Consider the following 14,266-nt stretch of genomic DNA (forward strand, 5'->3'; position numbering starts at 1 on the left):
GTATCGGCCAACGGCGCGCCGCTCACCGAAAACACGGCCGAGGCCGCCCCGTCGCAACGCGACCGGACGGCCTCGGGCAGCGGGTCGGCAGCCTTACTTCCCGACGTACGCGGCGGCGTTCCTCCCGCTCTGCCTTCCCATGCCGAGGGCTATGCCCTGGCACGAACCGGGTATGTTGAGCCCGTAGGTCTCGCCCTGGAAGCCCCCGCAATCGTTTCCCGCGGCGTAGAGCCCGGGGATCACCGTGCCGTCCCCCTGGATCACCTCGGCGTTCGAGTTGACGTGAATGCCGCCGAGCCACTGCAGAAGATTCGACTTGACCCGGAAGCCGTAGAACGGGCCCGTCTTGACGGGCTTCAAGAACTGCGGGTCCTTCGAGAACTGGGGATCGACCCCCTCCTCGACAGAGCCGTTGTAAGCCTCGACGGTGCTGAGGAAGGCGTCGGTCGGCACGCCCATCTTCCCCGCCAGCTCTTCGAGCGTGTCGGCTACGAAGACGTACGGGTTGTCGGAGGACAGCGCCTGCTCCATCTGGCTTTCGAGGTCGGTGAGCTTCTCTCCGGCCAGCACGTAATAGCCGAAAGCGCTGACCGCGCCCTCGTTCACGTACAGGTCGTACATATCCTGGTCGAACACCGAGAAGGTTTTGAGCTGGGAGTCGATGGCGTTGAGCGGGTAGGTGTACATGCGGACCTGATCCTCGTTGAAGAAGCGCAGGCCGTTCTGGTTGACCCACAGGTTGGTCGGCTGCATCCCCGCAGCGGCTCCGATATGCGACGTTATCCCGAAAGGCTCGACCGTGACGCCGAGACCGGGGCCGCCGATGCGATAGGGCTTCCCCATTCCCGCCTCCGCCGCCATCATGATGCCGTCCCCCGTGATATTGGGCCCGCCGCACCAGTACATGTTGTCCGCGTTGCGGTTCGTGTAGGTGTTGATCAGGTCTTGGTTGTCCCCGACGCCTCCCGTTGCCAGGACGACCGCCCGAGCGTTCACGTTCAGCGTGCTTTTCCCGGCGTCCACCTGCACGCCCACCACCTTGTCGCCCTCTTTCAAGAGATGGACCGCGCGCGCAGACTTCCGTATGGTCACCCCGAGCTCCTCGGCCTTCTTCTCGAGCGCCGCGATCGCCGTGCGCCCCCGATGCTCGAGGAACAGATGCTGGGTCCTGATCTCCACGGCGGGGCCGCCGGCGCCCAGCTCGGCGAACTCGACCCCCTGGTCCATCAGCCAACGCACGTCTTCGGGGGAATTGCCCGCAACCACGTTCCAAAGCGTGGAGTCCACGACGTAGCGCTGGAACGAGAACTCGGCCTGCAGCATCTTGCTCGCATCTGCGGGGATGCCCAGTTCCTCCTGCAGCGGGGAGCCGATGGCGAACAGCCCCTCCGCGAAGCTGGTGCCTCCCCCGAGCCCGGGATTCTTCTCCAGCATGATGACGGACGCCCCCTGCTCGGTGGCGGTGAGCGCGGCGGAGAAGCCGGCCATCCCGGTGCCGACGACCACGATGTCGGCCTCCATCGTCTCGTCGGCGGTTTCGACGAACTCCGGAAGGCCCCACTCGGGCCTGGTGGCGCCGCCCGCGCCTTCCTCGGGCGCCGACGGGCTCGGGTCGGCGGCCTGCGCCCCCGACTCCTTCGGAGAGCACGCGGTCAATCCGGCGGCCGCAAGACCCGTTGCGAACACGGACGCGCCGGCAAGGAATCCTCGCCTCGAAACGTTCTTTTTCTTCCCATTATCGCTTGATTCGGCAGACATTTTCTCCCCTATCTCTTACTCTGGACCTAGCTCCTGCAAGAACCATCGTACCCAGGGGGCGACGCGAGAAAAAGCAGGAGTAATCTCACTTTCAGGTAAAGAGGAACTTGACGGATACCGATACGACGCCGCAAAGGAAGACCATGCTCTCGAAGAACATCGAATACTTCATGCAGGTATGCCGCTCGAAAAGCATATCGAAGGCCGCCGAAGAGCTGTACCTGTCGCGCCAGGCGCTGTCGGAAAGCGTCAAGCAGCTGGAAAGCGCGGTCGGCGCCCCGCTTTTCCTCCGGAGCAAGAGCGGCGTCGCCCTGACCGAGGCCGGCGAGATACTGCTGAGGTACGCGGAGAGCGCCACCCTCCTGTGGAACGCGGCGCTCAGCGACATCGGCGCATGCGCCGCGCCCGAGCGGATGGCCCTAGGAGTGAGCCTCATCCACACCCCCGATTCGGTGATCGCCTCGATAGCGGAGTACGAATCGGTTCATCCCGAAGCGGAGATCCGCGTGGTCAGGGACGCGGATCACGAGCGCCTGTTCGGCAGGCTGCTGAGAAGGGAGCTCGACGTGGCCGTCCTCACGGCCGCGCCGATAGTGGACGACCTCGAGAAGGTGCTCGTCGCGCCGTCCGATTTGTATTGCCTGATGGGACGGGAGAACCGGCTTGCCTCCCGGGACGCGGTGGATTTCTTCGAAGACCTCGAAGGCCAGACGATAGCATGCACGTCGGAAAGCTCGCTGAACCGGTACGCCCAGCATAGCCGGGCGGCCGGAGCGCACGTCAAACTGGTCGGGCCGCACAGCGCGGTCCTCAAGGAAACGCTGATTCGCAGCGACAGCGTGTTCATCACGCCCGGCTATTCGGCGCAGTCCATGGAGTCCGAGGCCCTCGTGGCAAAGCCGCTGGCATCCGCGCCGTTCGACGCCGACGCCTACCTGGCCTTCCACCCCGATCAGAAGGAGCGCCTGGAGCCGTTCTTGGAGCACCTGGAAAGCGTTTTCTCCAAGCTGCGGCGATCCTGAGCGGGCGACGGCGAGGCCGACCGGGGCGAGCGGGCGCGCCGGCCGGCCCGTCCGCTCCGGAAACGCCCCGAGCCGCGCCGCTTCCGCAGGCCGGGCGCTATCGCGCCGAGGGGTCGCCCGAGTTCATGGGGGCGCCGCCCAGCACGTGCACGTGGATGTGGTGCACGGACTGCTGCGCGTCGTCGTTCGTGTTGACGATCACGCGGTAGCCGCTCTCGGCGACGCCCTTGATCTCGGCGACCTTCTTCACGGTGTTGAACAGGTAGCCCATCTCCTCGTCGGGGATGGCGTCGCCGATGTTGTCGTAGTGGTTCTTCGGCACGATGAGGGTGTGCACGGGCATCTGCGGGTTCACGTCCTCGAACGCGAGCACGCGGTCGTCCTCGTACACCTTCGTCGAGGGGATCTCCCCCGCCACGATCTTGCAGAACAGGCAGTCTTCCTTGCGCATATCCTTCTCCTTCTCGAAACGGCCCGGCTGCGAGCCGGGTTCCCGCCTAGGACAGGCTCGTGTCGCGCGCGCCGTCGTCGGCGTCGGCCACGAGCTCGCCCATGAGCACGTCCACCTTCTGCTGCGCCTCCACGAGGCGGCCCTGCAGCGCCGCGAGCAGGGCCACGCCGCGCTCGTAGCTCTTCAGGCTGTCCTCCAGCTCGAGCGAGTTGCTCTCCAGCACGCCGACGATGCCGTCGAGCTCGGCCATGGCTTCGCGGAACGTGAGCTCCTCGATGGGCTTGCGTTCGGGGTTCTCGGTCATGATGCATCCTCCCAGTCGATGATTTCGGTGTCCACGCGGCGCGCCTGCTCAACCCGGCAGGCCAGCACGCCGTCGGCGACGGTGACGTCCACGGCCGTGCCGGGCGGCGCGGCCTCCACGCTTTTGACCACGGCGCCGTCAGACGAGCGCGCGATGGCGTAGCCGCGCCCGAGCACGGCGAGCGGCGACAGGTCGTGCAGGCGCGCGGCCGCCAGCGCCGCCTGCTGCCCGAAGCGCGGAACGAGCGCGCCGCCGCACGAGGCGAGGCGCTCGCGCTCGTGGCCGAGGCGCGTGCGGTCGCGGTCGAGGCTGGCGGGCAGCGCGCGGGCGAGGCGCTCGCGCTGGCGCTCGACGCGGGCCTCGTCGCGCGCGAGGCTGGCGGGCAGCGCGCGGAACAGGCGGTCGGCCGCCAGGTCGAGCATCTGCGCCTCGGTGGCGTACAGCAGCTGCGCGTCGCAGAACAGCGGGCGCGTGGCGCAGCGGCGCACCTCGGCGGCGGCGCGGTCGAGCGCGCGCCCCGCGCTGGCGCGCAGCGACGCGCCCCGGGCCTCGAACAGGCGCTCGAGGCTCTCGCGCGCAGGGCTCACCGCCTCCGCGGCGGCCGTGGGCGTGGAGGCGCGCAGGTCGGCCACCATGTCGGCGATGGACGTGTCGGGCTCGTGCCCGATGCCGGTCACCACGGGCACGGGGCACTTCGCTATCATGCGCGCCAGCCCCTCGTCGTTGAAGGGCATGAGGTCTTCGAACGACCCGCCGCCGCGCACCACGAGCACCACCTCGGCCCCGGCGCGCACGACGGCCCGCATGCCCTCCACGATGCCGGCGGGCGCGTTCGAGCCTTCCACCGCCACGCCGGCCACGAGCACGCGGGCCAGCGGGAAGCGACGGCGCAGCGTGCGCAGCACGTCGTGGACGGCCGCGCCGCGCGGCGACGTGACCAGACCGATGAGCGCGGGGTACGCCGGCACCGGCTGCTTGCGCGAGGCGGCCATGAGGCCCTCGGCCTCGAGCTTGCGCGCGAGGTTCGCCACCTGCAGGCGCAGGTTGCCCTCGCCGGCCAGCGCCAGCGAGAACACGTCGAAGTTCATGCGGCCCTTCGGCGCGTACAGCGTGAAGCGGCCGGTCAGCTCCACGAGCTGGCCCACGGTCAGCGCCACGCCCGTCGCCTGGAACCGGTTGTTCCACATCATGCACGGAAGCGAGGCGCTTTGGTCCTTCACGGTGAAATACACGGCCTTGTAGCCGGGCTTGTTCGACACCTCGGACACCTCGCCCACGAGGCGCACCGTCACGCCCTCGAGCGCGCCCTTCGCCAGCGCCATCGCGCCCGATACCGACAGCGCCTGGCTCTTCTCCTGCTCCTCCATGGGCGGGCGCTAGTCCCGGCGCTGCCCGAGCAGCCACAGCAGCTGCAGGATGGAGGTGAGGGCCGCGGCCACGTAGGTGAGCGCGCAGGCGCGCAGCACGTTGAACGAGCCGGTCTGCTCGGCCTGCGGCAGGCCCGTCGTGTTCATGTAGGCCATCGCGCGCTGCGAGGCGTTGAACTCCACCGGCAGCGTGACCAGCTGGAAGATGACGACGGCCGCGTACATGACGATGGCGGCCGTGGTGAGGCCGGCGATGTTCAGGAAGATGCCCATCATCAGCAGGAAGATCCACGCGTTCGACGCGAGGTTCACCACGGGCACGAGCGCCCCGCGGATCTTCATGGGCGCGTAGCCCTGGGCGTACTGGCAGGCGTGGCCCACCTCGTGGCACGCCGTGGCCGTGGCCGTGATGGAACGGCCGGAGAACGCGTCGGGCGACAGCGTGACGGAGTTCGTCCGCGGGTCGAAGAAATCCTGGCCCGGACCGCCGCGGTGCACCTCCACGTCGCCGATGCCGTAGTACATGAGCATGCGGCGCGCGGCCTCGGCGCCGGTGAGGCCCGTGGAGATGGGCACGTGGGTGTACTTCTTCAGCTGGGAGTTCACATACCAGGTTGCCAAGCCGCCGATGGCGAGCGTGACCACGATCAGCAGCAGGTATCCGTTGCTCAATCCGAACATAGGTTATAACACTCCTTCAAGGGGTTGCGGGCGCTAGCGCCCGCATCGTTTTCGTTCCCTGATATTTTATAATGAAACAGATGATCGCCTCGAAACCGTCATCGATTCAGCGTGAAAGATTCGTAACTTCCCGCACGAAAACGTCCGCGCGCCTCAGTCGCGGCGCTCCACGCGCAGCTCGGAGCCGTCGATGCTGAGGGCGAGCCGGCCCTCCAGCAGCTCCAGCAGCTCCTCGCCCACGAGCGCGCGGCGCCACCCGCGCAGAAGGTCGATGCCCTCGCGGTAGCCGCGCGCCACGCGCGACAGGTCGTCGTGGCTGGCCAGCGTGGGGAACGCCACGCCGTTCTGCTTGGCGCGCAGGCGCACGAGCGCGCACATGAGGTCGAGCTCCGCATCCACGTTGGGCTCGTTCTTGCCGCAGCGGTCGGGCTCGGGCCAGGTGTCGGGCGACGCGTCCACCGCCGCCGCGATGAGGGCCACCACCGTGCGCGCGTCCTTCGTGGACAGCCTATCGGACAGCCCGCGCACCATGAACAGGTCGTCGATGGAGCGCGCCTCGCGCTTGCAGGCCTCCACGATCTGCTCGTCGGTGACCACCCACTTGCGGGGCACGTCGCGGCGCTGAGCCTCCAGCTCGCGCCACGCCGCCACCTCGCGCGCGGCCGACAGCTGGCGGCGCGACAGCTGGGAGACGCGCTTGAGGCGCTTGTAGCGCTCGCGCTCGTTCGTGGCGTAGCGCGCCGGGTCGGCCATGTCCTCGAAGTCGCGGTCGAGCCACGCGAGGCGGCCGAGCTCCACGAGCTGCGCCCGCATGCGCTCGTACATGCGCGGCAGGTACACCACGTCGTCGGCCGCGTACTCCAGCTGCGATTCGGACAGGGGGCGGCGCGACCAGTCGGTGAACGAGTCGATCTTCTTGAGCGTCACGCCGCACTCGGCGTGCACGAGCGCCGCGTAGCCGATCTGCTGCGTATGGCCCAGGAGCGCGGCGGCCACCTGCGTGTCGAACAGGGGGTGCGGCAGCACGCCCACCTCGCGCAGCAGGATCTCGAGGTCCTGGTTGCCCGCGTGGAACAGCTTCATGACGCCCTCGTTGCGCAGCACGGGCGCGAGCACGCGCAGGTCGTCCACCGCGAAGGGGTCGACGATGGCCGTCTCGTCGTCGGTCGCAAGCTGGATCAGGCACAGCTTGGCATAGTAGGTCTTCTCGCGCAGAAACTCCGTATCGATGGCCAGCACGCTCGAATGCATGGCGCGGTCGACGAACGCCGCGAGGTTTTCTTGGTTTGCTATGTACACCCGGTGTTCCTTACCTTGTGTTTCCCAGTTCATGTTGTACCATGCCATCATAGCAAACGATTGGAAAGGGAACCGGTGAAACTGCTCGTCATCAACAACCTCTCGTCCGGCTTCGGGGAAGGAGCCGTGTACGACTTCGTGCGCTCGTTCGTCCAAGACGGCGACGAGGTGTGCTTGCGCTCGACGGACGGGACCACCGGCGTGAGCGCCCTGCTGACCGACGCCGCGTCGTTCGACGCCGTCATCGCCAGCGGGGGCGACGGCACGGTGGCCACGGTCAGCTACCTGCTGGCCAACACGGGCATCCCCGTCCTGCCCTTCCCCGCCGGCACCGCGAACCTGCTCGCGCTCAACCTGGCCTCGCCCATGGAGCCCCACGCGCTGGCGAAGATGGTGCGCGAGGGCCGCACGCTCGACTTCGACCTCGGCGAGATCGAAGTGGCCGACCGCAAGTTCGGCTTCGGCATCATGGCGGGCGCGGGCTACGACGCCGCCATCATGCACGGGGCGGAGGCCGGCAAGCGCCTGTTCGGCCCCATGGCCTACCTGTCGGCGGCCATCGCGAACCCGATGCCGCAGAAATCGCACTTCACCATCGACCTCGACGGCGAGCGCGTGGAGAGCGACGGCCTGGGCATCCTGCTCGTGAACTTCTCGAAGATCCAGTTCGACATCACGGTGACGCACGACAACGAGCCGCGCGACGGCGAGTTCAACGTGGTGGTGCTCAAGGCGAAGACCGCCTTCGAGCTGATACCCGCCGTGCTGGCCGGCCTGCTCGACCGCGGCGGCGACTTCCCCGACCGCACGGGCGCCCTGGAGATCCACCGCGCCCGCGAGGTGCGGGTCGAGGCCGATCCGCCGATGGAGGTGCAGTACGACGGCGAGGCGACGCGCCTCATGACGCCGTTCTCGGCCCGCGTGATCCCGCGCGCGGCGCGCTTCTTCGTCAGCGAGGAAGGCTACGAGCTGTTCGCCGCCGAGTAGGGAGCCGCCCGGCGGCCGCACGGGAGCGGAACGAAAAGAAGGAGCCCTGCGGGGCTCCTTCTCGTGTGCGCTACTTCGTGAGCGCTACTTGCCTTCCGGCACCTCGTAGGCGGGGTCGGACGCGTCGGCGGCATCCTCCACCGTCACGTTCTCGGCGCCGATCTCGAGCGGCTGGCCGAATGCGGCGCTCGCCGTGTCGGACGTGGCCATGAGCTCCTTGAACGACGCGGCGTCCTCGCCGGTCATCGGCATCATGACGTACACGTTGTTGCCGATGATGACGGGCCGGATGCGCTCGGCGTCGGCGCTCGGCGCGCCCGCGGCCTGCGGCTGGGCGCTCTCGCGCTTCATCTGCTCCATCATCTCGGCGCGCACGTTCTCGATCTGGGCGGCCGTCTCGTTCTTCCAACGGTCCTTGCGCCATGCGAGGAAGTTCGCGTTGTAGCGCATCTGGATGACCTCGAGCACGATGCAGAACACCATGGCGAAGTACACGATCAGCTTCTCAAGCGGCATGTGCAGAAGCTCGATGCCGGTGTGGAAGCCCGCGCTGTCGATGACGAGCAGCGCGCCGATGGCCACGATGAACGTGAGCGCGAGCATCTTCATCTCGGGATGGCCGTTGATGAAGTTCGAGATGGGGTCGATGAAGATCATCATGAGGAACACGGCCAGCATGACGGCGATGATCATGATGATGAGGTGGTCGGCCATGCCCACGGCCGTGATGACCGAGTCGATGGAGAACACGACGTCCATGATCATGATGGTGCCCACGGCCTGCGGCAGCGTGATCAGGTGCAGCGCCTTGTGCTCCTCGCAGTGCTCGGCCTTGATCTCGGTGAGCTTGAGCGTCTCGCGCAGCTCGGCGATGCCCTTGTAGATAAGGTAGCCGCCGCCGACGAGCAGCACGAGGTCGCGCACCGAGAACCCGTGCGCGTAGGGGCCGAGGTCGATGGTGAACAGCGGCGCCGTCATGTGCACGAGGTACGATGCGAAGCTCAGGAACACGATGCGCATGACGAGCGCGCCGGCCAAGCCGAGCTTGCGGCCGATGTGCTGCTTGTCCTCGGGCAGCCGGTTCGTCGTGATCGAGATGAACACCAGGTTGTCCACGCCGAGCACGATTTCCAGGAAGATGAGGCTGACCAGGCTGATCCATGCCTCAGGTGACGCGAAGATTGATAGGTCCACGGGTTGTTAGCTCCTTCTTCGGTTGCTCGTCTGTTCCGCGCGCGGGCCTCGTCCATAAAAAAAGACTCATGGCGCGCCGCTCGATGCCGGCTGCGCCATGAGTCTCGTTATTTAAGACACGCCAGGCTTCTCAGCCATGATGTTGAACGTGCCGCTCGCATGTCCCAGCATGCGAGCCAACTACTCCCCCACGGGTGTCCTGGTATCCTAACACGACGCCCCCAGCTCGGCAATTGCCAAAACATTATTTTACGCAACCCGTACAAACCCGCCGGACATCGGCGTTTTCACTGTTGCTCGGCGGCTCGACGTTGCCCCGAGCGCCCCCGCGATCGCCCTCGCGCTCGCCTGCACCGCCTTCCCCGCCCTGCTGCTGCCATCCTGCGCAGCCCCTGCGAGCAACCCAGAACCGGCGGAACCCTCCCCGGACCGCGCGGACTCCCCGCTGCGCGACGCAAAGGACGTCGCGGTGCCGTACCCGGTCAACGAGCACGGAAACACCTACGGGTCCCTCGCCGGCATGCCGGACGACGTCTGGGGCTCGTACGAGGACATGCACGCGCTGTTCCCCGACCTCGTCCTCGTCGAGGCGACCAACGGGGCGACCGGGTACGTGTGGAAGGACGAGCTCGACCCCCCTCCGCCGGCGAGCCCCGAAGAGGCCGTCGCGACGACGAAGGAGAGGAAGGCGCAGGGCAAGACCGTCCTGACCGCGTACGAGCAGGACGGCAGGACGGCCGTCGGAGAATACGAGCTGGGGTGACGCCCGAAAACCTCCGGGAACTCTGCAAATAACGTTGACGCGTCAGCTTGCGCGCAGGTCGCAGCGGGCAATGCTATAATGCGCAAAGCGCAACATCAGTTTCGCACCGATCACGCACATCACCGCAGGAGACGCAATGCTATTCAAGTCACGCAGAAACGAGTACGTGGACACGGAAGGCCCCGTGCGCTATCTGGACGGCAGCGGCCTCGAGCGGCCGCTCGACATCCCGAAGCCCCAGATCGCCGTCATGATCGCCTTCGTCGTGGTCGCAGCCCTCATCGGCGGCTACCTGCTGTTCAACATCCTGGACACCGTGAAGGGCGGCGCGGCGCGCGCCCAGGCCAGCGTGGAGGAGAACCTGTCGCGCGAGGTGTCCTACGACCTGCCGGCGCTCACGTCCTACATCGCGCTGAGCGACGAGGAGATCAAGCAGGCCGTGGCCGACGCGGGCCTCACGGTCATCGACAAAGGGGGTATGTCCGACGATCCGGACGCCGACCTCGAGCTGATCAAACTCCCCTCCGACGTGAGCGAGCTCGACGCGGGCCTGCTGTACAGCAAGGGCGTCTCCAAGCTCACCGCGAGCGAGGCCGCGCTGCTGCTCAACGGGTCGTGGACGCTCGACGCCGACCGCACCGACGGGCTGTCCATGAGCCTGCACTACGCCGACTTCTCGTCGGGCGGCCTCGACGCCGCCATCGACAGCGCCATCGCCGCGGAGGGCTTCGACCCTGCCACCATCGCCGAGGACGGCATGGGCGTGGACGAAGTGGGCAACACGTTCAAGCAGGGCACGGTGGACGCGAACGGCACCACCTACACCTGGAAGGTGTCGGCCATCCCGCTGTCCGACATGTACGACATCTCGGGCCTGCCCGAAACCGCCACCTACGTGGGCGTGCGCCTGAGCGCCTAGCCCTCGCGCCCCGCGCGCCGTATCGCATCGCTGCAAAACCGCGCCCCGCATCGTGTCCGTCGATGCGGGGCGCTTCGTTTCTCCTCGTCAGCATTATTCTTTCCTAAAAACAGTATAAAACCCTAGCCCCGCAACGGGGTTTTCCTCGTGCGCCCCCGGATATACCCCGATAGGCACATGACCAGCTCAAGCGGATGATACGAGACGAGGAAGAGGAGATTTCATGAAAGTATCGAGCGTCATAGCGGGTGCGTCGGCTGCCCTGGTGGCATTCCAGGCCGTGTTCTACGCCACCCGCGGCGAGGCCGACTTGCTGCGGCCCCCCGGGGCGCACGGCGAGAAGGACTTCGTGGCGCGCTGCATCAAGTGCGGCAAGTGCGTCGAGGCCTGCCCCTATCTCGCCCTCAAGCCCGCGCGCGACAGCGCGGGAGCCGCCGTGGGAACGCCGATGATCGACGCGCGCGCCCAGGCCTGCCGCCTGTGCGAGGACTTCCCCTGCGTCGAGGCCTGCCCCACGGGCGCGCTGCGCGACGTCGAAGCCCGCTCCGACGTGAAGATGGGCGTCGCCGTCATCGACGAGGACCTCTGCATCGCGTTCCAGGGCATGCGCTGCGAAGTGTGCTACCGCACCTGCCCCCTCATCGACGAGGCCATCGTCATCGACTACCGCCTGCGCGAGGGCGACGCCATCCACTCCGTGTTCGCCCCCGTCATCGACGAGGACAAATGCGTGGGATGCGGGCTGTGCGTCGAGCGCTGCGTGGTCAGCGAGCCGCGCGTGGCCATCCGCATCGCGAGCGACCAGGAGCGCGCCCGGGGCATCGCCGCGCCCGAACAGGCGTAGCGGGCGCGGCGCAGCAGCGCCCCGCGTCCCCGAAAAGTACTGCCAAACCGTTGGAGGACGGTAGGACATAAGAGTGAGCAACGGGAGGAAAAGGAGGGATGTCATGGACATCTCAAGGCGAGGATTCGTCAAGGCCACGGCGGTAGCGCTGGCAAGCGCCGCGGCGGCGGGCACCATGTCGTCGCTCGTTGGATGCGCGAGCGGCGAGGGTCAGTCGACCACCGCCGCGGCGGGCGAAGGCCAGAAGTACACGGCCGTGTGCCGCTTCTGCGGCTGCGGCTGCGGCGTCATCTGCGAGGTCAAGGACGGCAAGCTGATCAGCGTCACGGGCGACCCGGACAACGAGTCCAACAAGGGCCTCAACTGCGTCAAGGGCTACTACCTGGGCAAGATCCTCTACGGGGACGACCGCCTGACGAAGCCCCTGATCCGCGAGGACAAGTCCACGAAGGGCACCGGCGAGGGCCTGCGCGAGGCGACCTGGGACGAGGCGCTTGAGCTCGTGGCCTCCAAGCTCAAGGAGACGTGGAAGGCCGACAAGAGCCGCATGGCGTTCTGGCTGAGCGGCCAGCAGCCCATCACCGAGGGCTACGCCTGCGCCAAGCTCATCAAGGCCGGCCTGCTCTCGAACAACGTCGACCCGAACGCGCGCCTCTGCATGGCCAGCGCCGTGGTCGCGTTCATGAACGTGTTCCAGACCGACGAGCCCGCCGGGTCGTACAGCGACCTCGACCAGGCCGACGTGTTCATCACCTGGGGCGCCAACATGGCCGAGGCGCACCCCATGCTGTACTCGCGCCTGACCGCCCACAAGCTCTCCGACCCGAACGTCAAGCACTACGACCTCGGCACCATCAGGACGCGCACGAGCGCGAGCGCCGACAAGACGATGATCTTCCATCCGAACACCGACCTCGCCATCGCGAACTGCATCGCCAACTACCTCGTGCAGGAGAAGAAGTACGACGAGGCCTTCGTGAACGACCACCTGCAGTTCAAGCAGGGCACCGAGGACATCGGCAACTCCTTCGAGGACGGCTACGACAAGAGCGACATCGGCTCGACCGTGGACGCCGTGAGCCCCATCACGTTCGAGGAGTACGCCGCCCGCCTGGAGCCCTACACCTTCGAGTACACCTCCCAGCTCTCCGGCGTGGCCGTCGAGGACCTCAAGGAGCTGGCCGCGGTCTTCGCCGACCCGAGCAAGAAGGTCATGTCGCTGTGGACCATGGGCGTGAACCAGCACAACCGCGGCACGTGGATGAACCACCTCATCTACAACATCCACCTGCTGTCCGGCAAGATCGCCCAGCCCGGCTGCGGCCCCTTCTCGCTGACCGGCCAGCCCACCGCCTGCGGCACCGCCCGCGAGGTGGGCACGTTCAGCCACCGCCTGCCCGCCGACCTCCTCGTGGCCAACGAGCAGCACCGCCGCTACACCGAGGCCATCTGGGACCTGCCCGAGGGCTACCTCGACGAGATCAAGGCGCCCGGCATGCACACGGTGAAGATGTTCCGCGAGCTGTCGAAGGGCAACATCGACTTCATGTGGTCCGCGCACAACAACTGGGCGCAGTCCATGCCGAACCTCACCCGCTTCCTGGGCCAGGGCGCGGAGAACAAGGGCATCTTCGACGCGTTCATCGTGGTCAACGAAGTGTACCCGACCCTGTCCACGCAGTACGCCGACGTCGTGTTCCCCGTGGCGCTGTGGGTGGAGCGCGAGGGCCAGTTCGGCAACGCCGAGCGCCGCACCGCCGTCTTCGAGAAGGCCGTGGACGCCCCGGGCGAGGCCAAATGGGACCTCTGGGCGTTCATGGAAGTGGCGCACCGCGTGCTCGACGGCGAGAAGATCGACGGCAAGGACTCCTTCGACCACCTGTTCGGCTTCATCTACGACAAGAACGCCCACGACTTCAAGAACGACGACCGCGAGACGAACCGCCTGCTGTGGGAAGAGTACCGCATCTTCTCGAACCCCGACATGAACGACAAGGCCAAGGCCATCAACGACGATGCCGACGGGACGTTCAACGCGAAGCTCAAGATGGAAGCCAAGCAGCTGGCGCCCTACGAGGAGTACCTCGCGCACCACGGCATGACGTGGCCGGTGCGCAACGTGGGCGGCACCTGGAAGTCCACGAAGTGGCGCTTCGCCGAGGGCTCGCAGGACGAGGGCTTCGACGAGATCGGCGTGGAGCAGTACGGCAAGGCCGGCCAGGCCGGCGGCGTGAGCTTCTACAAGTCCGCCAACCTGAAGCCCTCCGTGGTGTTCCGCCCCTACGAGCCGCCCGCGCAGACCCCGAGCGACGAGTACCCGTTCTACTTCGTCACGGGCCGCTTGCTGGAGCACTGGCACACCGGCACGATGACCCGCCGCGTGCCCGAGCTCGACCGCGCGCTGCCCGAAGCGCTGCTCAACATGAACCCCGACGACTGCAAGAAGATGGACATCAAAGACGGCGACATGGTGAAGGTCAAGTCGACGTACGGCGAGTTCGACATCAAGGTGTCCACGGCGGGCCGCACCGAGCCTCCCACCGGCGTGACGTTCGCCCCGTTCTTCGCCGAGGAGACCCTGGTGAACCTGGCGGTGCAAGACGTGTACTGCCCGCTGTCCAAGGAACCGGACTACAAGAAAACCTGCGTATCCATCACGAAGCTCTAGGGGGAAGAC

The 14,266-nt window shown here is 67.0% G+C and carries 13 protein-coding genes; 6 read left to right on the forward strand and 7 right to left on the reverse strand.

Going from position 1 to position 14,266, the window contains the following annotated elements; translation table 11 throughout:
• Positions 1-93 precede the first annotated feature (93 nt).
• Positions 94-1,686: an FAD-dependent oxidoreductase gene (locus tag H8S61_RS02990; protein WP_186937903.1), complete on the reverse strand. Its 1,593-nt coding sequence runs from the start codon at positions 1,684-1,686 to the stop codon at positions 94-96.
• Between the two features lie 215 nt (positions 1,687-1,901).
• Here H8S61_RS02990 and H8S61_RS02995 point away from each other — a divergent pair, with 215 nt between their 5' ends.
• Positions 1,902-2,780, forward strand: coding sequence for a LysR family transcriptional regulator (locus H8S61_RS02995; RefSeq protein WP_160942357.1), 879 nt, complete (start codon positions 1,902-1,904; stop codon positions 2,778-2,780).
• 97 nt (positions 2,781-2,877) lie between these two features.
• Here the strand turns inward: H8S61_RS02995 and H8S61_RS03000 are convergent, their stop codons facing one another.
• From H8S61_RS03000 to rnd, 5 genes are all read right to left on the reverse strand, one after another.
• Entirely contained in the window at positions 2,878-3,231 is a 354-nt protein-coding gene (locus H8S61_RS03000; RefSeq protein WP_160942356.1) for a histidine triad nucleotide-binding protein, read from the reverse strand.
• 46 nt (positions 3,232-3,277) lie between these two features.
• On the reverse strand, positions 3,278-3,535 hold the full coding sequence (xseB, locus tag H8S61_RS03005) for an exodeoxyribonuclease VII small subunit (RefSeq protein ID WP_160942355.1): 258 nt from the start codon (positions 3,533-3,535) through the stop codon (positions 3,278-3,280).
• Positions 3,532-4,902, reverse strand: coding sequence for an exodeoxyribonuclease VII large subunit (gene xseA, locus H8S61_RS03010; RefSeq protein WP_186937904.1), 1,371 nt, complete (start codon positions 4,900-4,902; stop codon positions 3,532-3,534). Before xseA ends, xseB begins: the two co-directional genes overlap by 4 nt.
• Positions 4,903-4,911: 9 nt before the next feature.
• The gene (locus H8S61_RS03015) at positions 4,912-5,583 is read right to left on the reverse strand and encodes a zinc metallopeptidase (protein ID WP_154332114.1); all 672 of its coding nucleotides are present in this window, start codon (positions 5,581-5,583) and stop codon (positions 4,912-4,914) included.
• Positions 5,584-5,736: 153 nt separating this feature from the next.
• A complete protein-coding gene (gene rnd, locus H8S61_RS03020; RefSeq protein WP_160942352.1) occupies positions 5,737-6,882 on the reverse strand; it encodes a ribonuclease D in 1,146 nt (381 codons plus the stop codon).
• 75 nt (positions 6,883-6,957) lie between these two features.
• On the opposite strand from rnd, the gene H8S61_RS03025 reads away from it, so the two are divergent.
• The gene (locus tag H8S61_RS03025) at positions 6,958-7,869 is read left to right on the forward strand and encodes a diacylglycerol/lipid kinase family protein (RefSeq protein WP_160942351.1); all 912 of its coding nucleotides are present in this window, start codon (positions 6,958-6,960) and stop codon (positions 7,867-7,869) included.
• 84 nt (positions 7,870-7,953) lie between these two features.
• Here the strand turns inward: H8S61_RS03025 and H8S61_RS03030 are convergent, their stop codons facing one another.
• The gene (locus tag H8S61_RS03030; RefSeq protein WP_160942347.1) at positions 7,954-9,063 is read right to left on the reverse strand and encodes a TerC family protein; all 1,110 of its coding nucleotides are present in this window, start codon (positions 9,061-9,063) and stop codon (positions 7,954-7,956) included.
• Positions 9,064-9,532: 469 nt separating this feature from the next.
• Between H8S61_RS03030 and H8S61_RS03035 the strand changes: the two genes are divergently transcribed.
• The 4 genes from H8S61_RS03035 to H8S61_RS03050 all read left to right on the forward strand — a co-directional run bounded on the left by H8S61_RS03035 (position 9,533) and on the right by H8S61_RS03050 (position 14,257).
• The gene (locus tag H8S61_RS03035; protein ID WP_186937905.1) at positions 9,533-9,826 is read left to right on the forward strand and encodes a hypothetical protein; all 294 of its coding nucleotides are present in this window, start codon (positions 9,533-9,535) and stop codon (positions 9,824-9,826) included.
• A gap of 136 nt (positions 9,827-9,962) precedes the next feature.
• Entirely contained in the window at positions 9,963-10,745 is a 783-nt protein-coding gene (locus tag H8S61_RS03040; protein WP_186937906.1) for a teichoic acid transporter, read from the forward strand.
• A gap of 223 nt (positions 10,746-10,968) precedes the next feature.
• The gene (locus H8S61_RS03045) at positions 10,969-11,589 is read left to right on the forward strand and encodes a 4Fe-4S dicluster domain-containing protein (protein ID WP_186937907.1); all 621 of its coding nucleotides are present in this window, start codon (positions 10,969-10,971) and stop codon (positions 11,587-11,589) included.
• A 103-nt stretch (positions 11,590-11,692) separates the two neighbouring features.
• On the forward strand, positions 11,693-14,257 hold the full coding sequence (locus H8S61_RS03050) for a molybdopterin-dependent oxidoreductase (RefSeq protein WP_160942344.1): 2,565 nt from the start codon (positions 11,693-11,695) through the stop codon (positions 14,255-14,257).
• Positions 14,258-14,266: the final 9 nt, after the last annotated feature.

The organism is Eggerthella hominis (genome assembly GCF_014287365.1).
GTDB lineage: Bacteria > Actinomycetota > Coriobacteriia > Coriobacteriales > Eggerthellaceae > Eggerthella > Eggerthella guodeyinii.

Excerpts from the sequence above, each read along its gene's own strand:
- xseA (WP_186937904.1), bottom strand. The coding sequence starts at position 4,902 with ATGGAGGAGCAGGAGAAGAGCCAGGCGCTGTCGGTATCGGGCGCGATG.
- H8S61_RS02995 (WP_160942357.1), top strand. The coding sequence starts at position 1,902 with ATGCTCTCGAAGAACATCGAATACTTCATGCAGGTATGCCGCTCGAAA.
- H8S61_RS03040 (WP_186937906.1), top strand. The coding sequence starts at position 9,963 with ATGCTATTCAAGTCACGCAGAAACGAGTACGTGGACACGGAAGGCCCC.
- H8S61_RS03000 (WP_160942356.1), bottom strand. The coding sequence starts at position 3,231 with ATGCGCAAGGAAGACTGCCTGTTCTGCAAGATCGTGGCGGGGGAGATC.
- H8S61_RS03015 (WP_154332114.1), bottom strand. The coding sequence starts at position 5,583 with ATGTTCGGATTGAGCAACGGATACCTGCTGCTGATCGTGGTCACGCTC.
- xseB (WP_160942355.1), bottom strand. The coding sequence starts at position 3,535 with ATGACCGAGAACCCCGAACGCAAGCCCATCGAGGAGCTCACGTTCCGC.
- H8S61_RS03045 (WP_186937907.1), top strand. The coding sequence starts at position 10,969 with ATGAAAGTATCGAGCGTCATAGCGGGTGCGTCGGCTGCCCTGGTGGCA.
- H8S61_RS03050 (WP_160942344.1), top strand. The coding sequence starts at position 11,693 with ATGGACATCTCAAGGCGAGGATTCGTCAAGGCCACGGCGGTAGCGCTG.